Below are 26,894 nucleotides of genomic sequence, written 5' to 3'. Positions count from 1 at the left end.
TCCCCGGATCGGCGCGTCCACGCACGCGGCCCGTTCGCCACGCAAGCCGTCACAGGCGCGGATCGACCGGCTCCGACTCGAGCGCGAGGACCGCGAAGACAGCCTGGTGCACCTTCCACAGCGGCGCGCGGTCCACGAACGCGCTGAGGGCCTCGAGACCGAGACCGTGCTCCCGCAGCGCAAGCTGCCGCTTCTTGCCGAGGTGGCGCTGGCGGAGCACGTCGAGCGAGTCGGTGTAGTCGGGGCCGTAGACGATCCGAAGGTACTCGCGGCCGCGCACCTTGATGCCGGGCTGGATGCGCCCGGTGGTCAGGTGCGCGGGCTTGACGACCATGCCCTCTCCGCCGGCCGCGGTCAGCTCGAGCCACCAGTCGATGGCCGCCTGACGCTCCTCGTCCGATGAGAGGTCCACGAAACGGTGCCGGGTCGGCGTGATGAGGTCTCCCTCGAGCGTGGCCAGCTCGGCGAGATGCCACGCGTGGGACTCGGTCAGCGCGAGGGCACGGCCTTCGACGGCGAGGATCTGGAACGGCGCCAGGGTCACTCCCTCGAGGCCGTCGGTGGGATGGACGTAGGCGGCGTACGCGTCGCGGAAGGCCTCGGCGTTGTCGAGGCGCCGCTCGACCCGACTGGTCAGCTCCGCGACGTCGAGGCCGCGGGCCGACGCCTGCTCGAGGAGCGCCCGCGCCCCGGGCAGGACACGGCGCGCGGCCGCTCCCACGGAGGCGTACTGCTCCTCGATCAGGCCCATGGCCTTGGCCGACCAGGGCAGCAGCTCGCAGTCGAGGGCGAGCCAGTCGGTGTCGAGCGACTCGAACAGCGGCGCGGCGCACAGGCGCAGGCGGTCGACCAGCTCGGTGGTGTCGGCGAAGAACGGGCGCCCCGTCCGGGTGTAGACGACGCCGGTGGTGCCGTCGCCGACGCCGAAGCGGCGCTCCGCTGCGTCGGCGTCCCTGGCGATGACCGCGATGGCGCGCGAGCCCATGTGCTTCTCTTCGCAGACGACGCGGCCGACGCCCCAGCCGGCGTACTCGTCGAAGGCCTGGGCGGGGTGCTCGAGATAGCCGTCGAGCGTGGAGGTGGCCACCGGCGACATGGTCGGCGGGAGGTAGATCAGCCACCGCGGGTCGACGGCGAACCGGCTCATCACCTCGAGCGCGGCAGCGGCGTTCTCCTCGGGGATCTTGACCTTCCCGGCGTGGGTGGTCTCCAGCCATCGGGTGCCGGCGACGTCGCCGATCTTGAGCACCGATGCCTCACGGTCGCCAGCAGTCGGCGCGAGGGGCCGGACCGGTTGGTACCACTCCTTCTCGGCAGGTACCGAGACGATGTCTCGCTCCGGGTAGCGCAGCGCCGTGAGCTCGCCGCCGAAGACGACGCCGGTGTCGAGGCAGATGGTGTTGTTGATCCACGCAGGCGTAGGGACCGGGGTGTGGCCATAGACGACCATGGCCTCTCCGCGATACTCCTGTGCCCACGGGTAGCGCACCGGGAGGCCGTACTCGTCGGTCTCGCCGGTGGTGTCGCCGTAGAGGGCGAACGATCGGACGCGGCCGGAGGACCGGCCGTGGTAGGCCTCCTTGAGTCCGGCGTGGGCGACGACGAGCTTGCCGTCGTCGAGGACGTAGTGGCTGATGAGGCCGTCCATGAACGCCAGCGCCTGGGAGCGGAAGTCCTCGGACTCCTCCTCGAGCTGGGCGAGTGACTCGGCGAGCCCGTGGGCCACCGTGACCTTGGAGCCGCGCAGGGCACGCACGAGCTTGGCCTCGTGGTTGCCGGACACGCAGAGCGCGGTGCCGGACGCGACCATGCCCATGACCAGGCGCAGTACGCCGGGAGTGTCCGGGCCGCGGTCGACGAGGTCGCCGACGAAGACCGCTTGGCGGCCCGCCGGGTGGGAGGCACCGACGGCCGCGGTGCCGTCGTACTCGATGTCCCAGCCGAGCCGGACGAGCAGGCTGCGGAGCTCGGATGCGCAGCCGTGGACGTCGCCGATGATGTCGAAGGGGCCCCGGATCTCCCGGCGGTCGTTCCAGGGCCGCTCGCGGAGGATCTCGACGGCCTCGACCTGGTCGGTGCCGCGCAGGACGTGGACGCGCCGGAAGCCCTCCTTGTGGAGGCGTCGGAGGGAGCGCTCGAGGTCACGGTGCTGCCGGGAGATGACGTGGTCGCCGAAGTCGCGGTCGGGCCGTTGCTTGTTGCGTGCGATCGCGACGGACTCGGGGACGTCGATGACGATGGCGTCGACGAGGACGTCATGGCTCTTGGCCAGCTTGACGAGCGAGGCACGTGCGGCCTGCTGGACGTTGGTGGCGTCGACGACGGTGAGCAGCCCGCGTCGCAGCCGCGTGCCGACGATGTAGTGGAGCACGTCGAAGGCGTCCGGGGTCGCGGACTGGTCGTTCTCGTCGTCGGCGACGAGACCCCGGCAGAAGTCGCTGGAGACGACCTCGGTCGGCTTGAAGTGGGTGCGGGCGAAGGTGGACTTGCCGCTTCCCGAGACTCCGACCAGGACGACCAGGCCCATGGCGGGCACGGTGACCTGCTGCTTGTCCGTTGCTGCCTCAGTCATCGGTCCCCTCCTTCCGGGTGAAGATGGCCATCTGGGTCGGTGTGCCGTGGGCGTCGTCGCGGTCGCCGATGCCGCGTCGCTCGACGGCGTAGCCGTGGGCGGCAGCGACGCGCTCGGACCATTCGGCGAACTGGTCGCGGGTCCACTCGAACCGGTGGTCGGGGTGCCGCATGCCGACTAGGCCTTCGTAGAGCACGTTGTACTCGCTGTTGGGCGTCGTCACGATGACGGCACCGGGTGCCGCGGCGCCGAAGACGACCCTCTCCAATGCCTCGAGGCGAGGCGGATCGACGTGCTCGATGACCTCCATGAGCACCGCGGCGTCGTAGCCGGCGTAGCGCTCGTCCTCGTAGGTCAGCGCACCGTGGAACAGCTGGACGCGCTCGGCCTGTCGCTCGCTCATCCGGTCGAGATGGAGGCGTCGGGCGGCGTCCTGCAGCGAGCGCGTCGAGACGTCGGAGCCGGCGACGCGCGTGAACGCCGAGGTCCTGACGAGCCGGTCGAGGAACTGACCGGGGCCGCAGCCGAGGTCGATCACGGACCGCGCGCCGAGCTCGAGCAGCACCTGGTGCACGGCCTCGTGGCGCTGGGTGTTGAGCGGGACCCTCGTCTCGGCGGGCTGGAGGACCTCCTCGTCCTCCGCGGACTCGACGGCCTCCTCCACCTCGTCGCCGACCTCCGCGAGACGGGCGAGAGCGACGCAGGTGAGTCCGCCGCGGCGACCGAGGTAGCGACGGGTGACCAGGTGGGCGTCCGGGTGGGTGGCGAGCCACCCCTCCCCCGAGCGCATCAGCTTGTCCACCTCGTCGGGTCCCTGCCAGTAGTGCTTGGACTCGTCCAGCGCGGGCAGGAGGACGTGGAGCTGGTTGAGCGCGTCGGCGAGGCGGAGGACGCCGGTCAGGCGAAGCCGGACGTAGCGGGAGTCGCCCCAGTCGGCGAAGGCGTCGTCGAGCGGGATCGGGTCGGCCTCGACCGTCCAGCCGAGCGGCTCGAACAGGCGGTGCGCGATCGCGGGACCGCCGCGACAGGGCAGGACGGGAACCACGATCTCCAACGGGATGGCGGAGTCGGCGAGCTCCTGTCGGGAGCCGCAGCGGCCGCTGCGGGCGGTGCTGAAGACGTCGGCCATCGCGACTCCGAGGAGCGACGAGGCGGCGTACGAGCGGTCGTTGACGTACTGGGCGAGGCTGAAGTCGGGCGCGTTCCTGCCCCGTGACCGCGCCAGCCGGACGGGGTCGACGTCGAGCATGAGTGCGGCGGTGCACCGCTCGTCGCTGGCTTCGGGGTAGAAGACCGTCGCAGTGCCGAAGGACTGCTTGAACTCCTGCACGCGCTCAGGATGCTTGTGCAGGAGGTAGCCGAGATCGGTCGCCGGCCGGTGGGTGGTCGTGACGGTCAGGAGCACAGCGTCATCCTGTCTGAGGTCGGGGGTCGAGTGGTCGGATTCGGCGGCGCCGGTGCGGCGACTGCCCGCGAGGACAGCCGCCGCACCTCAGACCCCGGTCAGAACGGCCAGCGCTGCTCGCGTCCCGCCTCGAGGAGCGGGATCGCGGCGAAGCCCTGGTCGGTGAGCCCGCCGAAGGTGTGCCGGTTGCCGGCACCCGACGGGCCGTGGCCGTACTGGTAACCGGCGAGGTTGAACGTGTACACCGGCACCCGCTCAGGCACCGCCTTCGTCGGCTCCTGGCCCCACCGGCCCGCCCACGCCTGCTCGTCGGTGACGATCACGACGCGGTCGTGCCCACGGTAGTGGCGACGTACGGCGTCCGCGGTGTTGGTTCCACCGAGATTGCCGAACCGGCCCGCCAGCGCCAGCACGGACTCTCCGCGCCGGATCCGGACGACCCGGTTGTCGGTCCCGAACTCGACGAGGTCCGCGTGGGCGGCACGCATCGCGAGGGAGGCGCCGAACACCGCCGCGGCATCGGCCCGCGTGAGGACCGAACGCCGCGAGAGCCGGGTGAACATGGACCCGGACCGGTCGACCAGCACCAGCGTCCGACCCGGCAGCGACGGCACCGCGCGGAGGCTGGTCTGCAGCGCCCGCTCCAACGCCCAGCTCCAACGGAGCGAAGGCGCGGTGCGGTAGGCCGCGAGGAACCGCAGCGGCAGCTGCCGCGAGCGAGCGACCTCCGCCGGATCGGACAGGCGCTCCGCGACCTGCGACGCGACCTCGTCGGAGACTCCCGCCTCGTCGAAGTTGCGCAGGTTGCGCAGCAGCGCCATGTAGCCCATCGTCGGGATCAGCGCCTCCCACGCGGCGGCGTCCAGCGGACCCTGCAGCCAGCCGGCGACCTGCTCCCAGGTCATCGCGGCCGGCGCCAGCACCCGATCGCCCTGCGCGAGGACGGCGCGCCGCTGCTCCACGGGAACCGACAGCAGCTGCTGCCGAGCCCGCAGCACCCCGAGCTCGTCGGGGATCACCTCGGGCCGGTCGTGGCGACGGTCGATCGCGTGCCGGAACAGAGCGCTCTGCCGGGCATCGCGCGGCGAGGGGTGCGTCAGCTCCAGCACGTCGGCGAAACGGAAGCCGCGCGCCTGGCCGTCGTACTTGACCAGGGAGCGCTCCGAGTACAGCCGAACGGCACCGTCGGCGACACCCCGCTTGACGGGCTTCGGGAAGGTGCGGCCGTAGCGTCCAGCCCAGTAGGCCAGGAACTCGCCGGGCTCATCTCCACGGTCCAGAGCAGCATCCACGATGGCTCGGTTGCCGCCCGCGATCCCCGCCGCGAGCCGAGCGCGAACAGCCTCAGCCGCGACGACCATCGCTACCGAGCGCAGGTGGACGCCCGTGCGCAGCCAGCGCACGAGCCGCAGGACCCAGTCACCGTCGTCGACGGCGACCGCGGCCACCAGGTCGCGCAGGCGGGCGTCCCGCTCGGCCGCCGCCTCGTAGAAGGTGTCCTCGGCGACGAAGGAGGTGACCGCGAGCAGGAACAGCTCGCTCTTGGCGTCGCGCGCGTATCCCGGCGCGCCCTCGAAGGTCACGCCGGTCGGGCGCTCGGCGGTCACGACGGCGCTGGGGCCAGTGCGGAGGACGCCCCGCAGGTTGAACTTGCTCATCTTTGTGTCCCTCCTTCCGAGGGGTCTGTGGGTTGATGTGATTGGAATGGGGTGTCCGAGGACAGAGGCGACGGCGGCAGCGTCCTCGCTGTGAGCGAGGTTTCGATGTGGAGGCGAAGTAGCCGCTGTCTTCGCACCGGACACCTGGCGCAACGCGGAGTGCCGAGGACAGAGGTCGACGAAGGTGCTCTTGGAATGCTCTGCCTGGCTGAGCTACATCCGGCTACCCGGATGGCGGGATTCGAACCCGCGCCCGTCCCATCAGTTGGAGTGAAGTAACCCTCGTCTTCGCACCGGCACTACGGCGTTGCGACGTCTTCAGTTGTGCTCGCCCCGGGGGTCTCGGAACGACGAGAGCCGCCGGCTGCGACAGCAGCGGGCGGCTCTCCTGCGGTGCGGTGACGCACTACAGGAGAGACCCAGGGGGCTCGTTCTCGAAGCGACCCTGGCGTCGACACGGCAGGCTCGCGGCGAGCCTGCCGGCCCACCGGGTGATCTGCGCCGTGCGCGTCATCGGATCTCCTCGACTTCGTCCGCGGCGGGTGCCGCGGGGAGACAGTCTGGATGCCGCTCGGGCGTGGCGCCAAGCGATTTATCGCTGCGCTGGATGCTTCGACAGTCGCTGGGCTGACCGATGTAGGTCACCTCGATGACGACAAGGAAGGGTCAGGAGCGGTGGCGTCGCCAAGAGAACTCGACAACTGAGTGCGGCGATCCCCCTGCTACTGGTTTCAAGCTGCTCCGGACTGCGAGCGGACAGCTGCTAGGAGCGTCGCCATCAGAGGTCCAGGACGATGCGATCGGACTTGGCGCGAGAGACGCAGACCATGATGGTCTTGCCAGCCTCGCGCTCGGCCCCGGACAGGATCGAGTCCCGGTGGTCGGGCTCGCCGTCGAGCACCGCGACCTCGCACGATCCACAGGTGCCCTCCTGGCACGAGTACACGACGGGGACCCCTGCTGCTTCGGCGACGTCGACGATCGACTCCTCGGGTGACACCGTCACGCTGACGCCGCTCCGGACGAACTCGACCTCGAAGGTCGAGTCCGTGCCGTCCTCCTCGACCGGGCGGGCAGCGAAGCGTTCAACGTGCAGGGAACCGGGGGACCAGTGGGCGGACGCTGCCTGGACTGCGGCGAGCAGCGGCTCGGGTCCGCAGCAGTAGATCAGGGCATCGGGGTCGGGTTCCGCCAGGAGACAGGGGATGTCGAGATGGCCGTACTGGTCCTGAGGCCTGAGGAGGACGCGCCGGCCGCCGATGGCGAGGAGCTGTTCGGTGAAGGCCATCGATGCGGCTGTGCGGCCGCCGTACATGAGACTCCAGTCCGCTCCCGCTCGATGCGCTGCCTGGATCATGGGCACGATGGGCGTGATGCCGATGCCACCGGCTATGAAGAGGTAACGGCCGGCGTCGACCAGGCCGAAGTTGTTGCGGGGACCGCCGATGCGGACCTCGTCCCCCACGGCCAGGACGTCGTGGACGAACGACGATCCGCCGCGCCCCTGCGGCTCGCGCAGTACCGCGACCTGGTAGGTGGTGAGGTCGGCGGGTGAGGAGCACAGGGAGTACTGCCTGACGCGAGACGGGTCTCCCAGGTGGAGGTCGATGTGCGCGCCAGGATGCCAGGGTGGCAGCTCGGCCGCCTCTGATCCGGCAAGGGTCAGAAGCACCACCCCGTCGGCCACCATCTCCTTGGCGACGACGTTGGCCCGTAGGGTCGCGGTGGGGGGCATGATCAGCTCCTCGTTCGATGCGTCTCGCCGACGTGGCGGTAGAAGTCCAGAAGCTCGGGACGGTCGACGGCGTGTGCCTGAGCGGCCCCGGGGATGCCGCGCAGGATCGTCTTCACCGGGACCTCCAGCTTCTTGCCGGTGTGGGTGTGCGGGATGCCTGGGGCTCGGATCACCTCGTCGGGGACGTGGCGCGGAGAGACCTTGTGCCGCACTGCCGCCTTGATGGCGGCCACGAGCGCGTCGTCGAGAACGACTCCCTCGGCGAGGGTGACGAACAGGGGCATCCAGTAACCGCCGTCGGGTTCCTCCAGGCCGACGACGAGCGCCTCTGTGACCTCGGGAAGCTCCTCGACCGCGTGGCAGATGTCGGCGCTGCCCATGCGGATCCCGGCCCGGTTGAGCGTCGCGTCGGAGCGGCCGTGCACCACCACCGAGCCGGTCGCGGTGACGGTCACCCAGTCCCCGTGCCGCCAGACACCGGGGAACGTGTCGAAGTACGCGGCGCGATAGCGGCTGCCGTCGGGGTCGTTCCAGAAGCGGATCGGCATCGACGGCATCGGGGAGCTGACGACGAGCTCGCCGACCTCGTCGACCAGGGGCTTGCGAGTCGGGGACCAGGCGTGAAGGTCCACGCCGAGGCAGCGCACTGCGATCTCGCCCGCGCGGACCGGCTCCGTGGGCACGGACCCGGCGAAGCCGCTGACCACGTCGGTGCCGCCCGACGTCGAGCCGACCAACACGTCCGGACCGAGCTCCGAGGCCGCCCACTCGTGGATGGGCGCCGTCAGCACCGAGCCGGTGCAGCCCACGGAGCGCAGGGCGGAGAGCGTGAAATCGACGGCGGGGCGTATGCCGGCGTCCCGTGTTGCGGCGAGGAACCCCGGACTCACCCCGAAGTAGGTCAGTCCGCCATGGCTGGCGAGGCCCCACAGGTTCGCCGGGGTGGGGGCACCGTCGAAGCAGTGCACCGTAGCGCCCCGCAGCAGCCCGGCGGTGCGGAGGTTCCACATCATCCAGTTCAGCGTCGTGTACCAGAAGAAGTGGTCGCCGGGGCCGATGTCGAGGTGCAGGCTGAGGGTCTTGAGGTGCTCGACGACGACGCCGGCATGGCCGTGCACGATGCCCTTGGGCGGGCCCGTCGTTCCCGAGGTGAACAGCACCCACAGCGGATGTCCTGCCGGGACCGGCAGCGCCGAGAGCGGCCGGCCTCTGGGCGCGGTGGCAGCGTCCCAGGCGAGGACCGGGTCCGCGTCGTGGACCTCGCCGACGAGCACAGTGGCACGCAGGCTCGGTAGCTCCGCGCGCAGCCGCGAGACGTCCTGGGCCCGGTCGATCCAGCGGCCGCGATGGTGGTGCCCGGCCGCGGCCACGAGCACGACTGGCTCGAGCTGGCCGAAGCGGCTGCGGGCGGCGTCGGCCGCGAGGTCGGTGCCGCAGCCGGCCCAGACCGCGCCGATGCTCGCCGTGGCAAGGAACGCGATGATGGCCTCCGGGATGTCGGGAAGGTAGCCCACGACCCGATCTCCGGCGACGACGCCCAGATCGGTCAGGGTGGCCGCGAGGGCGGCGACCCGGGCCTCGAGCTCGTGCCAGGTCACCGACCGCCTGGCACCGGTCTCGTCGTGACCGACGATCGCGACACCGTCGCGGGGTGATCGGAAGACCTGGGACACATAGTTGAGGCGCCCGCCGGGGAACCAGCCGGTAGCCGGCATCGGTGCGCCGTCGGTCACGGCCGAGGGCGCTGTATCCCATGCGACGTCGCAGAACTCGGCGACGGCGTTCCAGAAGGAGGTCAGGTCCCGGACCGACCAGCGCCAGAGCTCGTCGTACGACGAGCCGGGTGGCGGGCCGCCGTACCGGGCAGCGAGCTCGGCGAACGCGGTGATGGCCGCCCGGTTCACCGCTTCGGCGGTGGGTGTCCAGACGGTCGCCGGCGTCACGCGTGCGCTCCTCGAGTCCAGGGGCGATCCCGGCGGGGCAGTCCGACCCGGGCGGTCGGCACCGGGATCGGCTCGACTCCGGGCACGATGCGGTTCGAGACCGACCCGATGCCCTCCACCACGAGGGTGACCATGTCACCGGGTTGGAGCGGCGGCGGCTCCTCGACACCGAGACGGGCCCAGTACTCGAGCAGGCAGCCAGCCCCGGAGGTGCCCGAGGCGAGCACCTCACCTGTCCGCAGCTCCACGCCACGCGAGGCGTAGGCGACCAGCTCCTCGAACGACCACGACATGTTGGCGGAGCTGTCTCCGCCCGCGGGCAGGGGGACGCCGTTGAGCTCGGCGTGCATCTCCAGCGCGAGCCGATCACCCTGGCGGTAGGGCTCCAGCTCGTCGGCGGTGACGATCCAGGGGCCCAGCGTGTTGGCGAAGTCCTTGCCCTTCACGGGCCCCATCCCGAACCCGATCACCGGCCCCATCAGGTCACGGGCCGACCAGTCGTTGAAGATCGTGTAGCCGGCGATGTGCTCGGCCGCCTGGTCGGGGCTGAGGTCCTTGCCGGGCTTCCCGATCACCGCGGCCAGCTCCAGCTCGAAGTCCAGCTTCCTGCAGCCGGGCGGCACCTCGATCGGCGCGTCGGGCCCGACCACGGCGTTCGCGTTGGAGAAGTAGAACAGCGGTTGGCCGAACCACGCCGGATGCGGCTCCTGTGCGCCGAGCAGGCCGAGGCTGCCTTCGAGGTGCTCCTCGAACACTAGGAAGTCGCGCAGAGCGCTGGGCTGGACCGGCGCGAGCAGAGGTGCGCCCGACAGCGGCACCGGGTCACCTTCCCGGGAGTTGTCGACGATCTCCGCGCGCTCCTCGGGTGAGGCTGCCAGGAGGCGCTCGACCGTCGTGTCCGCCGTCAGCGGCTGCAGGCCCTCGTCCTCGACGACGCCCACCCGTGGGTCGCCGTCGACCTGGAGTCGAGCGATCCTCATGCCGGCGTCCCGTCCGCGGGGCCCGCCGTACGGGCGCACAGATGCACCGAGGCCATCAGATCGAACTGCTCCAGTCGCCCGGCGCGCGGCATGGCCGGGTCGAGCTGCTCGTAGACGTTGGTGACGTTGGCGGCGATGCGCTCGTGCTCGGACATCTCGGGGAACCCGCTCAGGTCGATCGACGCGATTGCCTCGGCCAGGTCGAGTCCGGCCTCGAATCGCCTGGTCGCCTCCTGCTCGACGTACACGAGGTAGTCACGAACGCGTGCGACACCCTCCTTGCCGGTGACGGGCCCGTGACCCGGGACAACGGTCGTGACGTCGAGGTCGAGGAGCAGGTCGCATGCGGCGATGCAGCGTGACAGCGGACCGTCCCACACAAGGGGCGCACCGCCGATGAAGAGGATGTCGCCGGTGTAGACGACCTTCGCGTCGGGGACGTGTACGACGACGTCACCGGCCGTGTGCGCCGGGCCCACCTGGACCAGCCGCACGTGCCGGCCGCCGACGTCGAGGTCCAGCTCGCCACTGAACGTGCGGGTCGGCGCGGTGGCTGTGACCCCGGTCGGGTCGAAGGACCCCGCCACCGAGCGAACGAAGTCGCCGACCCGGTCCTCGCGCGCCCACAGGCTCGCCAGCTCGGCTGCCACCGCCGCGGTCATCGACGCAGCGGCACTCTCGGAGGCGATGATCTCCACCCCGGGACCCGCAACCAGCTCGTTGCCGAACCAGTGGTCGCCGTCGGCGTGGGTGTTCACCACGGTGCGGATCGGGTGGTCCTCGACCAGCGTCGCGATCCCCTCCAGCATCTGCCTGGTCTGCGTGAGGTCGATGAGGGTGTCCACCAGGAGTGACTCGCCCGACCCGCGGACCAAACCTGAGTTGCTCTCGCCCCAGCCGCCCTCGCCGACCAGCCACGCGAAGCAGTCCCGGCCGAGGTCGTGCGGCCCGTACGACGCGGCCATCAGGCCCCTCCCCCCGCTCGAACCACGCGGACCGGCAGCGAGGCGAACTTGCGCACTGTCTGGCTCGGGTCCCGCTGGGGCGTGCCCGCCCGCTCGAATCGCTCGACGAGAGGGATCAGCGCCGTGAGCACCGACGCCGCCTCCATCCGAGCGAGCGGCTGGCCCAGGCATAGGTGCAGCCCGGTGCCGAACGCCAGATGCGTGCGGGCGTTCGCCCGCGTGATGTCGAGCCGGTCGGGATCGGCGAACTGGCGGGGGTCACGGTTGGCGGAGCCGAACAGCACGCCCACCGACGCGCCCGCCGGAACCGTGACTCCCCCGATCTCGGCCTCGGCCCGGGTGTGCCGGTAGAAGACCCGGAACGGTGCCTCATACCGGAGCAGCTCGTCGACTGCGTTGGGGACCAGGTCCGGACGCCTCCGCAGGAGCTCCCACTGGTCCGGGTGCTCGATGAAGGCGTCGATCGCGTTTCCCAGCAGGGCGCCGGTCGAGTCGATACCGGCGAGCCAGATCGAGGCCAGCGTCATCAGCCGCTCGGAGCCTTCGGGGTCGAGCCGGCCGTCGACCCCACCGTTCGCCATGATCAGGTGGCCCAGGCAGTGTGCGGGCATCTGCCCGATGCCCTCGGCCACCAACCAGCCCAAGGCGTCGCTGAGCAGCTCGAAGTGGCGCGTCGTACCCGCCGGCTCCTCTGCCCGTACGACCGCGTCGCTCCAGGCCACGAGCGTCTCCGGGCTCGGCGGAGTCAGGCCCGTCAGCAGCTGCATCGCCCGGTCGGGCATCGGGGTCGCGACGGCCTCGACCGCGTCGAACTCGCCCAGGGCGACGGCCTCCCCCGCGATCTTCGCTGCGGCCGCCTCGATCTCGGGCCGCAGCGTCTCGATCGGGTCCTTCATGAAGGCGGGCTGCAGGGACCGGCGGATGCGTGTGTGGTCGGGCGGGTCGCTCTCGAGCAGCGGGAAGCGCTCGGTCCGGAGCGTCGCACCGGCGTAGGTCACTCCGTCTCCTGAGACGAAGGCGCCGTGGTTGCGCAGGACGCTGGATGCCTCGGCGTGCCCTGACACGAGCCAGATGTCGCGACCCGGGACGTAGACGACCGGACCATGTTCGCGAAGCCGAGCGTAGAACGGGTAGGGGTCGGCCAGGGCCTCGGGCTGATAGGGGTCGAACTCGCTCGGGGCGACCGGAGCTGCTGTCGGTAGGTTGCTCACAGAGGTGCCTCTCCTCGGCTGATTTGCACTCGGGTGCAGATGGGCTGGAGAAACTCTGCACCGCAGTGCAAATTGTGTCAAGCGTCACGACGCACGATGAGGAGTGTGTATGTCGGCAGTCGGGCCAGGACCGGCGTCGCGGCCGGGACAGCGGCGTGCTGAGATCACCCGGGATCTGCTCTACGAGGCAGCAGCGGAGCTCTTCGTCGAGCGCGGCTACGAGAACACCACGATGGCCGACATCGCCGAGCGGGCACGGACCTCTCGCCGTACGGCGTTCAACCACTTCCCCAACAAGAGCGACATCCCCATGCGGTGGGTCCGGCGCATGGCCGATGTTGCGATCGACGCCAGCGGCCCACCCGAGCATGAGGACACCACCGCGTGGGTGCGGTCCTACTTCCACCTCATCGGCGAGATGGTCCAGGCCGAGCCCGAGCTGTCCGGGCAGATGCTGTTGGGCTGGACGGTTGCCGCCGGTCCCATCCGCTACGAGTCACAGCTGCTGGCTGACCTCACCCCGACACTGCGGAACGGTCAGGCTCGCGGGCACATAGACCCAGCCGTCGACGCCGCCACCATCGCCCGCACTCTCAGTGACGTCCTGATGGGCGCCGCCTTCCGGTGGGTCCGCGAGCGTAGCGCCCAGCACTCGATGCGGGAGCTCGTCGACGCCGGCATCGATCTCGTTCTCCGGGCTTGCAAACCCTCCGAGCCGACTCGGTGATTGCTGGCGATCCGTCCGCTGGCCGAGATGGAGGCTGGCCCCCAGGACCGCCACGTCTTCTCGGCGAATCCGCTTGCCGCCTACGGCCGTACTGCGCGGCACGGCGATCGACCGGTTCGTCATTCCGTCCAGCGCTCCCTTGACCTGAGGACCATCCCGACTTTGCTTCCCGCCGAGCACGAAGGATGGGCTGGTCGCCGCGCTCCCGTCCACCACCGGCCGGTGGAGAACGTCGGGTCGAGCCAGGCGCACAGCACTACTCGACCAACGACGAGGGAATGCGTTGAGTTCGGGATGGGTCGACCGCGACCTCCAAAAGCAGATCGAGGCCAGACGATGTCTGGCCTCGATCTTTTGGTAGCGGGGGCAGGATTTGAACCTGCGACCTCTGGGTTATGAGCCCAGCGAGCTACCGAGCTGCTCCACCCCGCGTCGGTGAACCCAACGTTAGGGCATCGCCCCAAACAGAGCCAAATCGGGGGCGTCAGGCGGCGGACGGCGGAGGCGGCTCCAGCCGCGAGACGGGCGCCCGCCAGCCCCGGCGTACGGCGACCAGGCGCCAGCCGATCGTGACCAGGGCGGCGGGGGCGAGGATCACGCCGTGGGCGACGCCGAGCTCGGCGCCGGTCGCGGCGATCGCGGCGCCGGCGAGCGCGGGGATCGCGTAGAGCTCGCCCGTCCGGAAGATCACGGGGACGCGGCCGGCCAGCAGGTCGCGGATGATGCCACCGCCCACGCCGGTGACGACGCCGAGGGCGGCGGAGGGCGCCGGGCCGAGGCCGTACTCCTGGGCCTTGAGGGCGCCGGCGACACAGAACAGGCCGAGGCCGAAGGCGTCGAACACGTTGATCTCGCGCTCGAGGCGGCCGACGGCGGGATGGAGCCAGAAGGTGACCAGGCCCGCGACGGCGGGCACCACGAGATAGCGCCAGTCCGCGACCGCCGGTGGCGGCACCGCGCCGATCACGACGTCGCGGATCACACCGCCGCCGAGTCCCGTCGCCATCGCCAGGACGACGACCCCGACGATGTCGAGCTGGTTGCGCACGGCCACCAGCCCCCCGGAGATCGCGAAGACGAAGATCCCGACGAGGTCGAGGGTCAGCAGCATGCGGCGATGATGCCGCATGCTGCCGGCCCACGGAGAACCGCTACTGGGCGTCCCTCTGGTCCGCGAGCTTCACGGCCTTCTCGACGGCTGCCTGCGCCTTCTCCAGCTGCGCCGCCCACTCGGCGGTCTCGTTCGCGGCCTGAGCCTTCGCGGCCGCGTCGAACGCGTCCTGCGCGTCGCGGAGCGCCTGCGCGATCTGCTCGTCGAGCGACCCGGTCGGCGGGTCCGGTGTCTCCTCCCCCGGCTCCTCCGGGTCCGGCGTCTCCGGGTCGGTGCCCGGCAGGGGCGCGCCGGTCTCGAGGTCCACACCCAGCGCCGCGGCCAGCGCGAGCGGCAGGTCGCGGTCGATGCCGACCTTGTCGCCGTACTTCACGATCACGTACTGCAGGATCGGGAACGCCGAGGTGGCGCTGCGCGCGGCGTACACCGGCTGGATGTAGATCAGACCGCCGTCGACCGGCAGGGTCAGCAGGTTGCCGAACCGCGGCGGGGTCGCGCCCGACACGCGGTACTGCTGCAGCTTCTGCGAGACGTCGTCGTTGCCCTGCATCTCGTTGGCGACCTGACCGGGGCCCGGCGTGTCCTGGTCGGCCATCTCGAGCAGCCGCAGACGCCCGAAGTCGTCGGAGGTGGCGTCCGAGTTCACCTGCAGGTACGACGTCAGCGTGTTCTGGTCACCCCACGGCTTGAACACCGAGGTGAGCGACCAGTCGTTGGTGCCGTCCACGCCCGTCGAGAACAGCCGATACGGCGGCTGGAAGACCTCGCGCGACGCGTTCGGGTCCTCGGGCACCTCCCACCGCTCGTCGTCGGAGAAGAAGATCCCCGGGTCGGTGACGTGGTACTTCGCCAGCTGGTAGCGCTGCACCTTGAACAGGTCCTCGGGATAGCGGATGTGCTCCATCAGCGCCTCGTCGATGGACGACTTGGGCTCGACCGCGCCGGGGAAGACCTTCATCCAGGTCTTGAGGATCGGGTCGCTCTCGTCCCACTGGTAGAGGGTGACCGTGCCGTCGTAGGCGTCGACCGTCGCCTTGACCGCCGAGCGCATGTAGTTGATCTCGTCGGTGGGGATGGTCTGCAGCCCGGTCTCCTGCTGGAGCGAGTCGTCGATCATCGCGTCGAAGGACTCGCGCTGCGCGTTCGGGTAGCGGTCGGTGGTCGTGTAGCCGTCGAGGATCCACTTGATCCGCCCGTCGACCACGGCCGGGTAGGGGTCGCCGTCAACGGTGAGCCACGGCGCGACCCGCTCGACGCGCTCGGTCGGAGTGCGGTTGTAGAGGACCTTGGAGTTCTCGTTGACCCGCCCGGAGAGCAGGAAGTTCGGCTCGCCGAACTTGATGGCGTACATCAGCTGGTTGAAGGTGCTGCCGACCGGCACACCGCCCTTGCCGTCGTACGTCGTGCGGGTGTCGGCGTCCTCGTCCTCGGTGTCGCTCTCGTCGAGACCCAGCTCGACGTCGTTGCCGCCGGGCGCCTTCCCGACGACCGAGTACGACGGGCTCTGCTCGCCGTAGTAGACGCGGGTCTCGAACTTCTCCGCGTTGGTGAGGTCGGATCCGCCTTCGTCGCCCTCGCTGCGGATGCCCTCGGCCCAGACCATCCGGCCGTTGGCCTCGTCGTTGACGTCGATCTGGTTGGCGTAGGCGGCGATCAGGCCGTCGCCGTGCGTATACACGGTGTGCAGGTTGAGCCAGTTCTGCGAGGACGCGCGGATGCCGCTCTGGTCGAGCTCGCGCACGCCCAGGACCAGGGGCACCTCCTGGCCGTTGAGCTCGTAGCGGTCGACGTCGAGCACGGCCGGGACGGAGTAGTAGCCCTTGCTGCGCTGACGCTGCTGGAAGGTCTCGCGGACCTGCAGCGGGTCGACCACCGGCGTGGTGCCGAGCTGGGCGAGCACCTGGTCGCCCTGCTCCTTGGCGCCGGCGCCCTCCTCGGCCTCGGTGGAGGCGATGCCCTGGTAGTTCGGCACCACCTCGATGTCGCTGAGGCCGTAGGCATCGCGCGTCGCGTCGATGTTGGCCTTGATATAGGACTTCTCCTTGTCGGCCGCGGACGGGTTCACCTGGACGTTCTGGACGATCGCCGGCCAGATCATGCCGAGCAGCACGGCCGACAGGGCCAGCAGCGCGAGGCCGACGGACGGCAGCTGCCAGGTCTTGCGCCACACGTTGAGGAAGAACAGCACGGCGCAGATCAGCGCGACGCCGACCAGGATGTTGCGCGCCGGCAGCATCGCGTTCTCCGCGGTGTAGTTCATGCCCGTGAAGAGCCGGTGGTCGTCGGTGACCAGGTCGTAGCGGTCCAGGAAGTAGTCGACCGACTTGGTCAGGACGAAGGCGCCGAGCAGCACCGAGAGCTGCACCTGCGCGGCCGCGGAGAGCCGGTCATGAGCGACCTGGAGCCGGATGCCGCCGTACAGGTAGTGCACGACCGCCGTGGCGATGATCGAGACGACCGCGACCGCCATCACGAAGTCGATGACGAAGTTCCACCAGGGAAGGTCGAAGACGTAGAAGCCGATGTCCTTCTTGAAGTACGCGTCCTTGCTGCCCCAGGTCTCGCCGTTGCGCCACAGCAGGAAGGTGCGCCACTGGCCGATGGCCGAGGTGCCCGCGAAGATGCCGACGACCACGCCGACGCCGGCCAGCAGCCAGCCGCGGATCGGGGTGACCGCGTCGCGATAGCGGTCGACGCCGTCGGGCCCGGCCATGAGGAACATCGGGCGGAAGCGGAAGGCGAGGTACATGTTGAGCGCGACGACGCCGCCCATCAGCGCGCCGAAGGCGAGGAAGAGCCCGACCCGGGTCCACAGCATCGTGCTGAAGACCTCGCCGAAGCCGACCTCCTTGTACCAGAGGCGGTCGGTGTAGATCCCCGCGAAGGCGCTGAGCAGGAAGAACCCGACGATCAGCACCACACCGGTGATGACCAGGGCTCGGGTACGGCGACCCGGTCGCTCGGGCGCCGGACGCTCGGGCTCCTCGTCGAACAGCTCACTCATCGTTCTCGTCCTCCAGCAGGGTGGCCCGGAGCAGCTCGATGAGCCCGGGCACCAGGTCGTTGCCGCCCATGACGGCACTGTCCTCGTCGTGGCTGCGCATCCGCAGCGCGCAGTAGCTCGCGCCGTGCCGGGTCACCCCGGCGACGATGCGGACCTCCTCGGCGTCGGGGTGCTCGCGCGCGAACTCCGCAGCCGCCTCCGGGTCCTCCGGCACCTGGCCGTCCGCCGCGGGCGGCAGCACGAGGCGCTCGACGACCGCCGCGCAGCCGGTGACGACGTCGGGCCACTGGATGCCGGGGAGCACCTCCTCGAGCTGCTGGCCCTCTGGCAGGTCGTCCTGCTCGACCGGCGTCAGCGAGCCCTGCTCTGCGGGGGCGTCGAGGCCGAGCTGAGCCGCCAGCGCGGGCTCCTGCGCGACCAGGTGGCCGGTGTCGACGAGCGCGTAGAGGCGCGCCGGCTGGTCCCAGCCCGCGCGCGCGTGGTGGCCCTCGATCTCGAGCACCGCGGCGGCCAGCGCCGGGTCGACGTCCAACTCGTAGTCCATCGGTTGTCCGCTCGCTCCTTCAGGATCCGTCAACAGCTCGGCAGGTCCGCGTCGTGGTCGCCGACCCACGTCTCCAGCGCGAGACGCGCGTCGTGCATGGTCGTCGCCTTCACCAGCCGCAGGTCGGGGTCGAGGCCCTTCACGTCGGGGCAGTTGGCGGCGGGCACGAAGAACAGGTCGGCGCCCTCGGCCTCGGCGCCGGCGATCTTCTGCTCGATGCCGCCGATCGGGCCGACCTTCCCGTCGGGCGCCAGCTCGCCGGTGCCGGCGACGTTCGCGCCGCCGGTCAGCGAGCCCGGGGTGAGGGTGTCGTAGATGGCGAGGGAGAACATCAGGCCCGCGCTGGGGCCGCCGACGGCGGGGTCGACGCGCAGGGTGATGTCGAACGGGAACTCGTAGCCGAGCCCCAGCGTGACGCCGACCCGCGGCTTGCCCTCGATCTGCTCGGGCTTGAGCCGCACCGTCAGCTCCCGGTCGTCGCGCAGGATGCGGAGCTCGACCAGGGACCCGTCGTCGTGCTTGCGCACGGCCTCGACGACCTGCTCGGCCTTCGTGACCGGCTCCCCGTCGACCTCCTTGAACACGTCGCGCACGAGCAGCTTGTCCTTGGCCGGCCCCTCGTCGTCGACCTGGGCGACCTGGACGGCCTTGGGCACGTCGTACCCGAGCTCGGTGAGCGCGACCGCCTTGGCGACGTCCTGCGAGGTCGTCATCTGGATCGCGCCCTCCGCCTCCTCGTCGGCCCGCGTCGTCTCGGGCGGATGCACGACGTCGTAGGGCAGGACCGCCTTGTCGGGGTCCACCCAGCGCGACAGTGCCTCGCCCAGCGAGAGCCTCTGGCCGAAGGAGGAGGCGACGACGGTCGTGAACCGGATCTGCCCGTCGTCGTAGTAGGCCTCGTGCCCGTCGACCTGGATCACCTCGGCCTCGTCGGAGTCCTTGCCGAGGATGTCGTACGTCGGGCCCGGGCTGTAGGAGGCATAGGGCAGCGGTACGACGAGCGCGATGCCGCCCAAGATCAGCACCAACGGAGCCGCGATGCACGCGGCGATCAGGCGCTGGCTCATGGCGCCTACCTTGTCAGACGTGTCCAATCAGGACGCGCGGCGGTCACCCGTCGCGCCGTCGGTCTGGCGGTCGGGCTGCGGGTCCGACGCATCCGACGTCTGCTCCCCGGCCCCCGCGACCACCGACGGACGGGTCTGCGACGCGCGCAGCGCGACGCCGGTGTGTCGCTCCGGTCGTCGCTTCGGTGCGGCGTACCCGGGACGCGAGGCCTGCTCGCGGGTCAGCGCCTCTCCGAGCCGTCGTGCCGCGGTCTCGCGGTCGACCTCGCCCCGGCCCTCACGGCCCCACCACGCGACCCACGCCATGGAGGCGAGGGTGAGCGCGGCGGCCGGCAGCAGCCAGAGCAGGATCTCCACCCCACGAGAGTAGGTCGGGTGCGGTCGCCCGACCGTCAGGACACGCGGCCCCCGGTGGTCGAGGTGCGAGGAGCGCCGGCGACGAGCCTCGAACCGCCCCGCTCACCTACGGACTCCCCACCCACTCGTCCGAGCCGTCGGTGAACCGCTGGTGCTTCCAGATCGGCACCTCCGCCTTGAGGGTGTCGATCAGCGCCCGGCTGGCCTCGAAGGAGGAGCCGCGGTGGCCCGCGGTCGTCGCGACGACGACGGCGAGCTCGCCGATGTCGAGGTCGCCGACCCGGTGCACGGCGGCGACTCCGGAGACGTCGTACGCGTCCGCGATCCGCTCGCACACCTCGCGCAGCCGGTCGAGCGCCGAGGGGTGCGCGGAGTACGACAGACCGGTGACGCCCTGGCCGCGGTCGTGGTCGCGGACCCGCCCGACGAAGAGCACCAGTCCCCCCGACGCCGGGTCGTCGAGGCTATCCAGCACCTCGCTCACCGAGAGCGGCTGGTCCGAGATCGCGACGAGGCGCACGGCGGGGTGGGTCATGGCCCCACTCTAGGGACCGGGACCGGGGTCCGCTCAGGGCTCTCCCCTACACCGACGGTTGGTGATCGGGCGTAGTTTTGACCCATGAGCGATAGTCCGGGCACCCCGGGTGACGACCAGCCGAACCCCTTCAAGGGCACGCCGTTCGAGCAGATCTTCGGCGCCCTCGGCGGCGCGCTCCCCGGCGGCGCCTTCCCGGGTGGCGCGGGTGGCGGCATGGCGTTCTTCCAGCAGCTGCAGTCGCTGATGCAGCCCCACGACGGCCCGCTGAACTGGACCGCCGCCACCGACATGGCCCGCCAGGCGATCGCCCAGGAGCAGGACCCCTCGCCGTCACGGCGCGACCAGGACCGGGTGGCCGACGCGGTCCGGCTGGCCGACCACTGGCTCGACACGGCGACCGGCTTCCCCTCCGGCGTCGGTACGACGGCGGCGTGGAGTCGCGCCGAATGGCTGGTCGAGACCCAGCCGGTGTGGAAGGTGCTCGTCGAGCCGGTCGCGGCCCGGTCGGTGACCGGCCTGTCCAGCGGCCTGCCCGAGGAGATGAAGGCCGCCGCCGGCCCCCTGGTCGGCATCATCGGCCAGGCCGTCGGCGGGATGATGGCGATGCAGATCGGCCAGGGCCTCGGCGCGCTGGCCGGCGACGTGCTCACCGCGTCCGACATCGGCCTGCCCCTCGGCTCCCCGGGCAAGGCGGCGCTGGTGATGAGCAACGTCCGGGCGTTCGCCGACGGACTCGACGTGTCCGAGGACGACGTGGTGCTCTACCTCGCGCTGCGCGAGGCGGCCCACCAGCGCCTGTTCGCCCACGTCCCGTGGCTGCGCGAGCACCTGATCGGCGCGGTGACCGACTATGCGCGCGGCCTGGAGATCAACGCCCAGCAGATCCAGGAGCGGGTCCAGGAGCAGCTGCGCAGCATCGACCCGACGAACCTCGAGGCGATGCAGGGCCTGCTCGAGGGCGGCCTGTTCGACCCGCCGCAGACCGAGGCGCAGACGGCGGCGCTCTCGCGCCTGGAGATCGCGCTCGCCCTCGTCGAGGGTTGGGTCGACGAGGTCGTCGGGCAGGCCACGGCGGAGCGGATGCCGGCGGCCGCCAAGCTGCGCGAGGCGGTCCGCCGCCGCCGCGCCGCGGGCGGTCCCGCCGAGCAGACCTTCGCCGCTCTCGTGGGCCTGGAGCTGCGCCCCCGGCGCCTGCGGGACGCCTCCACCCTGTGGGGTGGGCTGCGCACGCGCTCGGGCCAGGAGGCCCGCGACGGCGTGTGGATGCACCCCGACCTGCTCCCGACCGCCGCCGACCTCGACGACCCGCTGTCCTTCCGCGACGAGGCCGTCGCCCCGGAGGCGCTGAGCGAGGACGAGTTCGACGCCGAGCTGCGCAAGCTGCTCGAGGGCGGCCCGGAGTCCCCCGGCGCCCCCGACTCGCCCGGCTCGCCCGGCTCGCCCGACGACGAGTGACGCTCCACGCCGACGCGCTCGCCACGCTGACGGCGTGGAGCGCGCCCGACGCCACCCAGGAGGCGCTGCGCGAGCGCTATGTGCGGCACCTGAGCGCGACGCCCGACGGCATGTGGCGATCGTCGTACCCCGACCACCTGACCGCCGGCACCCTGGTCCTGGACGCCTCCGGCGACCGGGTGCTGCTGAACCTGCACCGCAAGGCCGGCCGCTGGTTCCACTTCGGCGGGCACGCCGAGGAGGGGGACGCCACGCTGGCGGGGGTCGCGCTGCGCGAGGCGCGCGAGGAGAGCGGACTCGCCGAGCTCGACGCGCATCCCGAGCCGCTGCAGCTCGACGTGCACGTGGTGCCCTTCTGCGACCCGCGGGGTGGGGTGAGCCATCTCGACGTGCGCTACGCCGCCCGGGCCCGCCCCGGGGCGCGGGAGACGGTCAGCGACGAGTCGCTCGCGTTGCGCTGGTGGCCGCTGGACGGGCTCCCCGAGCTGGAGCCGGCGATGCACGTCCTCATCGCGCGCGCCCGCGAGGTCCTCTGCTGAGGAGGGGCGCGCTGTCGGCTCAGTCGACGTCCTCGCCCGGGACGACCCGCTCGGCCGGCGGCCGGTCGATCCGCGCGGCGTCGGACCACCCGGCCAGGTAGCCCTTGGCCTTCTCCGCGGCCGGGTAGTGGGCGACCCACCCCCAGAACCTCTCGTCGTGGTGCGGCTCGATGAGGTGGGCCAGCTCGTGGACGATCACGTAGTCGATCACCCACTCGGGCATCCGCTGGAGTCGCTCGGACAGCCGGATCGAGCGGTCCTTCGGGGTGCACGATCCCCAGCGCGCGCGCTGGTTGCCGACCCAGCGCACCGACTCAGGGACGGCCAGGCCGCCCAGGTACTCGTCGCTCAGCTGCCGCGCGCGTCGCGCCAGGTCCTCGTCGCTCCACCGCCGCGGCGAGCCGGCGCGGCGCTCCTTGCGCTCCACCCGGGCCACCATCTTCGACACCCAGGCCCGCTCCTCGGTCACCGACAGGTTGTCGGGCACGAGCACCACGATGGTCTCCCCTTCGCGATAGGCCGTGACGGTACGGCGGCGGCGCTCGGACCGTCGTACCTCCACGCGCGGGGTGGGCATGTCCCGACCCTACGGCGTCGCCCACTCCAAGAGGCGCTCCACCGGCCACGTGTTGACGATCCGATCGGCGTCGATGCCGGCGGCCTCGGCACGCTCACAGCCGAGCAGCGGGTAGTCCAGCTGGCCGGGAGCGTGCGCGTCGCTGTCGATCGAGAACAGGCAGCCGATGTCGCGCGCCAGCTCCAGCAGGCGGGTCGGCGGGTCCCGGCGCTCGGGGCGGGAGTTGATCTCGACCGCCACGCCCTCCTCCGCGCACGCCTCGAAGACCGCCCGCGCGTCGAAGCGGGACTCCTTGCGCACCCCACGGCTGCCCGTGACCAGCCGTCCGGTGCAGTGGCCGAGCACGTTGGTGAACGGGTTGCGGACCGCCGCGACCATGCGGCGGGTCAGCGGCTCGGGGTCCATCGCGAGCTTGGAGTGCACGCTGGCGACCCGGACGTCGAGCTGCGCGAGCATCTCGTCGGTCTGGTCCAGCGAGCCGTCGTCGAGGATGTCGACCTCGATGCCCTTCAGCAGGCGGAAGGGCGCGGAGCCGGCGGCCTCCCGCACGTCGCCCATCGCCGCACCCAGGTGGGCGTTGACCGCCTCGACCACCCCCAGCTGGCGCGTCAGGCGCTCGGCCGAGAGCCCGCGCGCGACCTTCAGCCGGGGCGAGTGGTCGGTGAGCACGAGATACTCGTGACCGAGCTCCATCGCCGTCATCGCCATCTCCTCGATCGGCGAGCCCCCGTCGGACCAGTCCGAGTGGGAGTGGAGGTCGCCGCGGAGCCGGGCGCGCAGCGCGGTGCCGGCGCCGTCGGCGGTCTGGGGCCCGCCGTACGTCGCCTCGGCCTCGGCGAGCTTGTCCGGCACCCGGCCCTGCACCGCCTGCGCGATCACCCGGGCGGTGCTCGCGCCCACCCCGGGCAGCTCGGTGAGCGTGCCGGCCGACGCGCGGGCGGCCACCTCCTCCGGCGCCAGGGACAGGATCGCCGACGCGGCCCCCCGGTAGGCCTTGACCTTGTAGCTGTCCGCGCGACCGCGCTCCAGCAGGAACGCGATCCGGCGCAGCGCCGCCACCGGCGTGCCGCCGTAGGCCTCCTCGCTCACGCACCCTCCTCGGGAAATCTGTTGTCCACAGGCAGTGGAGGAACCTGTGGGCGCCATCCTCGCTGGTCACCCTCGGGTAGGCCGCCCCCAGCCTCCCCCGGACCGGCGCTCCTTCCACAGGCTCGTCCCCATTCTTGCGGGTCCATCCACGGCTCCCGCGGTTGGTCCACAGCTCTATCCACAGCTGTGTCCACAGCTAGCGCGCCACCCGGATTGACCGCGCCGGCCCGGGTGCCTAGCGTCGTCCCCGACGAGGCCCCTGGGGCCGCAGCACCTCGCTCGCAAGGGGAAGGCAAGCGAGGCGCCGCGGCACCGGGGGTCTCCTCACGTCCCGCCGGTCCCCGCGCCTCCAGGCCCGGTCAGCGGCCGGTGAAGACCGGGGCGCGCCGCTCCTGCGCGGCGCGGATGCCTTCGAGCAGGTCAGCGGTCGCCAGGGTGACCGGCTGGGCGAGCCCCTCCCACTCCAGCGCCGTCTCGAGGTCGGCATGGCCCCGCTGCAGCGCCCGCTTGGTCAGCCGCGTGGCGATCGGCGCCGCCGCCGCGACCTGCGCCGCGCTCTCCAGCGCCTGCCCACGCAGCTCCTCCGGCTCGGCGACGCGCGAGACGAGGCCGAGACCGAGCGCCTCCTCGGCGTCGACCAGCCGTCCGGTCAGGAACAGGTCGCGCGCCGCCGCGGCGCCCACGACGTCGGGGAGCAGGTAGGTGCCGGCCATGCCGGGGTGGATCCCCAGCCGCGTGAACGGGACGCCCATCCGCGCCCCGCGGGCGGCGTAGCGGATGTCGCAGGCCAGCGCCAGGCACAGGCCCGCTCCGATCGCGGCGCCGTTGATCGCCGCGATCGTCGGCACCTCGAGGCGCCGGATGGACAGCCACGCGCGGTAGAAGGGCAGCATCCGCGCCCGCAGGTCGTCCACGGTGGCGTCGGGCTCCGAGGCCAGCCAGGAGAGGTTCCCCCCGGAGCAGAAGGCCGGGCCCTCACCGGTCACCACGACGGCCCGGACCGTGGGATCCGCGGCCAGGTGGTCGACCGCGCGGACCCACGAGGAGGTCATCTCCTCGCTCATCGCGTTGCGCAGGTCGGGCTGGTCCAAGACGAGCAGCGCGACCCCCTCACTGGGCCGCTCGAGGCGCAGGTGGGTGAGGGACGGCGGCTGCGCGGGGTTCACACCGGTTTCAGACATGCGGGGCACGCTACTGCGACTGCGCGGCGGCGTGCCGTAGGGTCGTGGGGGTTCGGAGTGATCCTCCGGACCCCGACGGGCTTCCCCCCATGTCCCCCCGTCGCGACGACCGAACGAACAAGATGAGCAAGGAGGCCGTCATGGCGGAGACCTGGAGCGGCGAGTTCTACTGCGTGAAGTGCAAGGAGAAGCGCGAGGCCGAGGGCGAGGTCAAGGTCAACGACAAGGGCACCCGGATGGCCAAGGCCGTCTGCCCCGTCTGCGGCACGAACCTCAACCGCATCCTCGGCAAGGCCTGAGCATCCCACTCAGAGGCTGACTGCCGACCTGACGCGGGCGGCTCCACTGCGGTGGAGCCGCCCGCGGCGCGTTCTCAGCCCCGCACGGCCCCCGCAGCTGCCTGTGGAGGACGGCGGCCGGCCGGGGCGCGGCCATGGCACCCTGCCGGCATGGCCTCCGCTCTCCGGCCCCTGCTGCGTCCCGGCACGGTGGTGCTGCTGCGCTCCCCCGGCGTGCTGCAGGTGGGTCTGAGCGGGCCCACCCTGTGCCTGCCGGACCTGCCGGAGGTGCGCCGCCTCCTCACCGGGCTCCGCGAGCCGCACGGCCCCCACGCCGTGGCCGAGGCCGCGCAGCTGCCGGCCGCGGCCGCCCAGGCGCTGGAGCGCCTCCTCGGGGCCGGTCTCGCGCTGCCCGCCCCCGCCGCGGCCGCGACGCCCCCCGAGCTCGCGCCCTTGCTGCCCCCACTGCTGGCGCAGACCGGCCCCGACGCCGTACGACGGGCCGCGGCGCGCCGCTCGGCGGCGGTGGTCCTCGACGTGCCCGACCGGCTCCGGCGCGTCCTGGGGCCCCTGCTCGACGCGGCGGGCCTGCGCGCGGTGGAGCCGGGTGACGAGGGACGGGTGCGTCTCGTCGTCGCCGACGGCGTCCTCGCCCGCGAGCGGCTGGACCCGCTGGTGCGCTCCTCCGTCCCGCACCTGGTCGTGGCTGGCGACGCGGCGCGGCTGCGCGTCGGCCCGTTCGTGGACCCGGGCCGCACCGCGTGCCTGCGCTGCGTGGACGCTCACGAGTCCCTGCACGACGAGCGGCTCCCGCTCCTGGTGGCCCAGGCGGCCGAGCAGTGCTCCCAGCGACCACCGCCACGCGACCCGCTGCTCGACCGGCTGGCGCTCACCTGGGTCGTCCGCGACCTGGCCCGCTGGCTCGAGGGCGACGAGCCCAGCACCTGGTCGGCGACGGTGGACCTCGACCCGACGGCCGCGCCGTCTCTCACCCGGTGGGGACGCCACCCCTACTGCGGGTGCGCCTGGGACGGATTCCTCGACGTGCCCTGACCACGCGAACGACTCGGCCCGCGCGTCACCACCACTCGGTGGCGAGCTTGGCCTCGAGGGAGCGCAGGTGCGTCCGGGAGCACTCGTCGCAGAAGCGCAGCAGCCGACCACGCTCCACGGACGAGGTCCAGGTCAGCGGCGGCTCGTCGCTCCCCGCAGGGCGGCCGCAGAAGTCGCAGGTGACGCTCACGCCCCCAGCCTAGGCCGGCACGGCCGGCATGCCGCGGAAAAAGCCGGAAGGGCCGGACCGACGATCCGTCGGTCCGGCCCTTCCTCGTCACCCGCGATCAGGTGCTCTCCGAGGAGGCCTCGGAGAATTCCGGTCTCGCTGGTCCGCGGTGCGGACCTAGCCGTCACAGAGCGCGAGCGAGGGCGAGACGAGCCTGCTGCGCTGCACGCTCGGCCTTGCGGCTCAAGCGGCGGGCGCGGGCCATCCTGCTGGCCGCGCGCAGCTGCTGCGCCTCTCCCAGGCGCATGGCCATCTGGGCACGGGCCAGGTCTTCGTTGATCAAGTGGGACATCTCAAGCTCCAAAAGGGTGAAAGGTGGAAGGTTCGAAGGGAGGGTGGCTGCTGGACTACGCCGCGGCGTCCTTGCGCGGGCGGCCGCGGGGCCGCTTGCGTGGGATCACCACGCCGGCCAGGAACAGCTCGCCGCCCCAGACGCCCCACGGCTCACGCCGCTCCAGGGCACCGGCCAGGCACATCTCCTGGACGGGGCAGTCCAGGCACAGCGCCTTCGCGGCCTCGACGTCCGACGGGGACTCTGCGAACCACAGCTCCGCGTCGTTCAGCCGGCACGGCAGCAGCTCGTCCAGCGTCGGCTCGAGAACACTGGTCGTCATCTGCTTTTCACCTCCTCAACTCTGACCTGATCGCGTTGTCATTTCCGTGGGGTCCGGGACTT

General features: G+C 71.6%; 25 protein-coding genes and 1 tRNA gene. 5 read left to right on the top strand and 21 right to left on the bottom strand.

The genetic code is table 11. The features are described 5' to 3' along the window. Positions 1 to 49: 49 nt before the first annotated feature. The 8 genes from ACJ5H2_RS06980 to ACJ5H2_RS06945 all read right to left on the bottom strand — a co-directional run bounded on the left by ACJ5H2_RS06980 (position 50) and on the right by ACJ5H2_RS06945 (position 12,469). Complete coding sequence (locus ACJ5H2_RS06980; RefSeq protein ID WP_408898845.1) at positions 50 to 2,572, bottom strand: polynucleotide kinase-phosphatase; 2,523 nt, start codon at positions 2,570 to 2,572, stop codon at positions 50 to 52. Continuing rightward, the gene (locus ACJ5H2_RS06975) at positions 2,565 to 3,977 is read right to left on the bottom strand and encodes a 3' terminal RNA ribose 2'-O-methyltransferase Hen1 (RefSeq protein ID WP_408898844.1); all 1,413 of its coding nucleotides are present in this window, start codon (positions 3,975 to 3,977) and stop codon (positions 2,565 to 2,567) included. Before ACJ5H2_RS06975 ends, ACJ5H2_RS06980 begins: the two co-directional genes overlap by 8 nt. Positions 3,978 to 4,075: 98 nt before the next feature. Further along, positions 4,076 to 5,635, bottom strand: a complete 1,560-nt coding sequence (locus tag ACJ5H2_RS06970; protein WP_408898843.1) for a TROVE domain-containing protein — start codon at positions 5,633 to 5,635, stop codon at positions 4,076 to 4,078. A gap of 778 nt (positions 5,636 to 6,413) precedes the next feature. Then, positions 6,414 to 7,370, bottom strand: coding sequence for a PDR/VanB family oxidoreductase (locus ACJ5H2_RS06965; RefSeq protein ID WP_408898842.1), 957 nt, complete (start codon positions 7,368 to 7,370; stop codon positions 6,414 to 6,416). Between the two features lie 2 nt (positions 7,371 to 7,372). Continuing rightward, the gene (locus ACJ5H2_RS06960) at positions 7,373 to 9,313 is read right to left on the bottom strand and encodes an acetoacetate--CoA ligase (protein ID WP_408898841.1); all 1,941 of its coding nucleotides are present in this window, start codon (positions 9,311 to 9,313) and stop codon (positions 7,373 to 7,375) included. After that, positions 9,310 to 10,293 (bottom strand): fumarylacetoacetate hydrolase family protein, encoded by a 984-nt coding sequence (locus tag ACJ5H2_RS06955; RefSeq protein ID WP_408898840.1) that lies wholly within the window; start codon positions 10,291 to 10,293, stop codon positions 9,310 to 9,312. Before ACJ5H2_RS06955 ends, ACJ5H2_RS06960 begins: the two co-directional genes overlap by 4 nt. Next, positions 10,290 to 11,258: an MBL fold metallo-hydrolase gene (locus tag ACJ5H2_RS06950; RefSeq protein ID WP_408898839.1), complete on the bottom strand. Its 969-nt coding sequence runs from the start codon at positions 11,256 to 11,258 to the stop codon at positions 10,290 to 10,292. The genes ACJ5H2_RS06955 and ACJ5H2_RS06950 overlap by 4 nt, the downstream gene beginning before the upstream one ends. Then, complete coding sequence (locus ACJ5H2_RS06945; RefSeq protein ID WP_408898838.1) at positions 11,258 to 12,469, bottom strand: cytochrome P450; 1,212 nt, start codon at positions 12,467 to 12,469, stop codon at positions 11,258 to 11,260. Before ACJ5H2_RS06945 ends, ACJ5H2_RS06950 begins: the two co-directional genes overlap by 1 nt. A gap of 109 nt (positions 12,470 to 12,578) precedes the next feature. Between ACJ5H2_RS06945 and ACJ5H2_RS06940 the strand changes: the two genes are divergently transcribed. Then, on the top strand, positions 12,579 to 13,196 hold the full coding sequence (locus ACJ5H2_RS06940; RefSeq protein WP_408898837.1) for a TetR/AcrR family transcriptional regulator: 618 nt from the start codon (positions 12,579 to 12,581) through the stop codon (positions 13,194 to 13,196). A gap of 355 nt (positions 13,197 to 13,551) precedes the next feature. Here ACJ5H2_RS06940 and ACJ5H2_RS06935 read toward each other — a convergent pair. From ACJ5H2_RS06935 to ACJ5H2_RS06905, 7 genes are all read right to left on the bottom strand, one after another. After that, positions 13,552 to 13,628: transfer RNA gene (locus ACJ5H2_RS06935), tRNA-Met, on the bottom strand. Positions 13,629 to 13,680: 52 nt separating this feature from the next. After that, positions 13,681 to 14,307, bottom strand: a complete 627-nt coding sequence (locus tag ACJ5H2_RS06930; protein WP_408898836.1) for a trimeric intracellular cation channel family protein — start codon at positions 14,305 to 14,307, stop codon at positions 13,681 to 13,683. A gap of 40 nt (positions 14,308 to 14,347) precedes the next feature. After that, complete coding sequence (locus ACJ5H2_RS06925; protein ID WP_408898835.1) at positions 14,348 to 17,311, bottom strand: UPF0182 family protein; 2,964 nt, start codon at positions 17,309 to 17,311, stop codon at positions 14,348 to 14,350. Beyond that, positions 17,304 to 17,855, bottom strand: a complete 552-nt coding sequence (locus tag ACJ5H2_RS06920) for a PPA1309 family protein (RefSeq protein ID WP_408898834.1) — start codon at positions 17,853 to 17,855, stop codon at positions 17,304 to 17,306. Before ACJ5H2_RS06920 ends, ACJ5H2_RS06925 begins: the two co-directional genes overlap by 8 nt. A gap of 29 nt (positions 17,856 to 17,884) precedes the next feature. Then, positions 17,885 to 18,922 carry a PDZ domain-containing protein gene (locus tag ACJ5H2_RS06915; RefSeq protein WP_408898833.1) on the bottom strand — a complete coding sequence of 346 codons (1,038 nt, stop codon included), beginning with the start codon at positions 18,920 to 18,922 and terminating at the stop codon, positions 17,885 to 17,887. Between the two features lie 27 nt (positions 18,923 to 18,949). Further along, positions 18,950 to 19,279 carry a hypothetical protein gene (locus ACJ5H2_RS06910; RefSeq protein ID WP_408898832.1) on the bottom strand — a complete coding sequence of 110 codons (330 nt, stop codon included), beginning with the start codon at positions 19,277 to 19,279 and terminating at the stop codon, positions 18,950 to 18,952. Between the two features lie 106 nt (positions 19,280 to 19,385). Further along, positions 19,386 to 19,814: a molybdenum cofactor biosynthesis protein MoaE gene (locus tag ACJ5H2_RS06905; RefSeq protein ID WP_408898831.1), complete on the bottom strand. Its 429-nt coding sequence runs from the start codon at positions 19,812 to 19,814 to the stop codon at positions 19,386 to 19,388. A gap of 84 nt (positions 19,815 to 19,898) precedes the next feature. Between ACJ5H2_RS06905 and ACJ5H2_RS06900 the strand changes: the two genes are divergently transcribed. Together ACJ5H2_RS06900 and ACJ5H2_RS06895 are read left to right on the top strand one after the other, a co-directional pair. Next, a complete protein-coding gene (locus ACJ5H2_RS06900; protein ID WP_408898830.1) occupies positions 19,899 to 21,272 on the top strand; it encodes a zinc-dependent metalloprotease in 1,374 nt (457 codons plus the stop codon). Further along, positions 21,269 to 21,811 carry an NUDIX hydrolase gene (locus ACJ5H2_RS06895; RefSeq protein ID WP_408898829.1) on the top strand — a complete coding sequence of 181 codons (543 nt, stop codon included), beginning with the start codon at positions 21,269 to 21,271 and terminating at the stop codon, positions 21,809 to 21,811. The genes ACJ5H2_RS06900 and ACJ5H2_RS06895 overlap by 4 nt, the downstream gene beginning before the upstream one ends. A gap of 19 nt (positions 21,812 to 21,830) precedes the next feature. Here ACJ5H2_RS06895 and ACJ5H2_RS06890 read toward each other — a convergent pair whose 3' ends face one another. The 3 genes from ACJ5H2_RS06890 to ACJ5H2_RS06880 all read right to left on the bottom strand — a co-directional run bounded on the left by ACJ5H2_RS06890 (position 21,831) and on the right by ACJ5H2_RS06880 (position 24,658). Beyond that, positions 21,831 to 22,388 (bottom strand): M48 family metallopeptidase, encoded by a 558-nt coding sequence (locus ACJ5H2_RS06890; RefSeq protein ID WP_408898828.1) that lies wholly within the window; start codon positions 22,386 to 22,388, stop codon positions 21,831 to 21,833. 9 nt (positions 22,389 to 22,397) lie between these two features. Next, positions 22,398 to 23,477, bottom strand: a complete 1,080-nt coding sequence (locus tag ACJ5H2_RS06885; RefSeq protein ID WP_408898827.1) for a PHP domain-containing protein — start codon at positions 23,475 to 23,477, stop codon at positions 22,398 to 22,400. Between the two features lie 359 nt (positions 23,478 to 23,836). Continuing rightward, a complete protein-coding gene (locus ACJ5H2_RS06880; protein WP_408898826.1) occupies positions 23,837 to 24,658 on the bottom strand; it encodes an enoyl-CoA hydratase/isomerase family protein in 822 nt (273 codons plus the stop codon). Positions 24,659 to 24,798: 140 nt separating this feature from the next. On the opposite strand from ACJ5H2_RS06880, the gene ACJ5H2_RS06875 reads away from it, so the two are divergent. Beyond that, positions 24,799 to 24,957 (top strand): DUF5679 domain-containing protein, encoded by a 159-nt coding sequence (locus ACJ5H2_RS06875; protein ID WP_011754982.1) that lies wholly within the window; start codon positions 24,799 to 24,801, stop codon positions 24,955 to 24,957. A 150-nt stretch (positions 24,958 to 25,107) separates the two neighbouring features. Further along, positions 25,108 to 25,989 carry a hypothetical protein gene (locus tag ACJ5H2_RS06870; RefSeq protein ID WP_408898825.1) on the top strand — a complete coding sequence of 294 codons (882 nt, stop codon included), beginning with the start codon at positions 25,108 to 25,110 and terminating at the stop codon, positions 25,987 to 25,989. 25 nt (positions 25,990 to 26,014) lie between these two features. Here the strand turns inward: ACJ5H2_RS06870 and ACJ5H2_RS06865 are convergent, their stop codons facing one another. The 3 genes from ACJ5H2_RS06865 to ACJ5H2_RS06855 form a co-directional block, all read right to left on the bottom strand. Continuing rightward, on the bottom strand, positions 26,015 to 26,179 hold the full coding sequence (locus ACJ5H2_RS06865; protein WP_408898824.1) for a hypothetical protein: 165 nt from the start codon (positions 26,177 to 26,179) through the stop codon (positions 26,015 to 26,017). Positions 26,180 to 26,342: 163 nt separating this feature from the next. Further along, the gene (locus ACJ5H2_RS06860) at positions 26,343 to 26,510 is read right to left on the bottom strand and encodes a hypothetical protein (RefSeq protein ID WP_408898823.1); all 168 of its coding nucleotides are present in this window, start codon (positions 26,508 to 26,510) and stop codon (positions 26,343 to 26,345) included. A gap of 55 nt (positions 26,511 to 26,565) precedes the next feature. Continuing rightward, positions 26,566 to 26,832, bottom strand: coding sequence for a WhiB family transcriptional regulator (locus ACJ5H2_RS06855; protein ID WP_408898822.1), 267 nt, complete (start codon positions 26,830 to 26,832; stop codon positions 26,566 to 26,568). Positions 26,833 to 26,894 lie beyond the last annotated feature (62 nt).

Source organism: Nocardioides pymetrozini (genome assembly GCF_046058985.1).
Taxonomy (GTDB): domain Bacteria; phylum Actinomycetota; class Actinomycetes; order Propionibacteriales; family Nocardioidaceae; genus Nocardioides.
Note: the sequence above shows the minus strand (reverse complement) of the source record. Positions and strands in the feature narration are given on the sequence as shown.

Bases quoted from the DNA above. Each gene is read 5' to 3' on its own strand.
- ACJ5H2_RS06980 (WP_408898845.1), bottom strand. From the start codon at position 2,572: ATGACTGAGGCAGCAACGGACAAGCAGCAGGTCACCGTGCCCGCCATG.
- ACJ5H2_RS06970 (WP_408898843.1), bottom strand. From the start codon at position 5,635: ATGAGCAAGTTCAACCTGCGGGGCGTCCTCCGCACTGGCCCCAGCGCC.
- ACJ5H2_RS06965 (WP_408898842.1), bottom strand. From the start codon at position 7,370: ATGCCCCCCACCGCGACCCTACGGGCCAACGTCGTCGCCAAGGAGATG.
- ACJ5H2_RS06955 (WP_408898840.1), bottom strand. From the start codon at position 10,293: ATGAGGATCGCTCGACTCCAGGTCGACGGCGACCCACGGGTGGGCGTC.
- ACJ5H2_RS06950 (WP_408898839.1), bottom strand. From the start codon at position 11,258: ATGGCCGCGTCGTACGGGCCGCACGACCTCGGCCGGGACTGCTTCGCG.
- ACJ5H2_RS06940 (WP_408898837.1), top strand. From the start codon at position 12,579: ATGTCGGCAGTCGGGCCAGGACCGGCGTCGCGGCCGGGACAGCGGCGT.
- ACJ5H2_RS06930 (WP_408898836.1), bottom strand. From the start codon at position 14,307: ATGCTGCTGACCCTCGACCTCGTCGGGATCTTCGTCTTCGCGATCTCC.
- ACJ5H2_RS06925 (WP_408898835.1), bottom strand. From the start codon at position 17,311: ATGAGTGAGCTGTTCGACGAGGAGCCCGAGCGTCCGGCGCCCGAGCGA.
- ACJ5H2_RS06920 (WP_408898834.1), bottom strand. From the start codon at position 17,855: ATGGACTACGAGTTGGACGTCGACCCGGCGCTGGCCGCCGCGGTGCTC.
- ACJ5H2_RS06915 (WP_408898833.1), bottom strand. From the start codon at position 18,922: ATGAGCCAGCGCCTGATCGCCGCGTGCATCGCGGCTCCGTTGGTGCTG.
- ACJ5H2_RS06905 (WP_408898831.1), bottom strand. From the start codon at position 19,814: ATGACCCACCCCGCCGTGCGCCTCGTCGCGATCTCGGACCAGCCGCTC.
- ACJ5H2_RS06900 (WP_408898830.1), top strand. From the start codon at position 19,899: ATGAGCGATAGTCCGGGCACCCCGGGTGACGACCAGCCGAACCCCTTC.
- ACJ5H2_RS06890 (WP_408898828.1), bottom strand. From the start codon at position 22,388: ATGCCCACCCCGCGCGTGGAGGTACGACGGTCCGAGCGCCGCCGCCGT.
- ACJ5H2_RS06880 (WP_408898826.1), bottom strand. From the start codon at position 24,658: ATGTCTGAAACCGGTGTGAACCCCGCGCAGCCGCCGTCCCTCACCCAC.
- ACJ5H2_RS06875 (WP_011754982.1), top strand. From the start codon at position 24,799: ATGGCGGAGACCTGGAGCGGCGAGTTCTACTGCGTGAAGTGCAAGGAG.
- ACJ5H2_RS06870 (WP_408898825.1), top strand. From the start codon at position 25,108: ATGGCCTCCGCTCTCCGGCCCCTGCTGCGTCCCGGCACGGTGGTGCTG.
- ACJ5H2_RS06860 (WP_408898823.1), bottom strand. From the start codon at position 26,510: ATGTCCCACTTGATCAACGAAGACCTGGCCCGTGCCCAGATGGCCATG.
- ACJ5H2_RS06855 (WP_408898822.1), bottom strand. From the start codon at position 26,832: ATGACGACCAGTGTTCTCGAGCCGACGCTGGACGAGCTGCTGCCGTGC.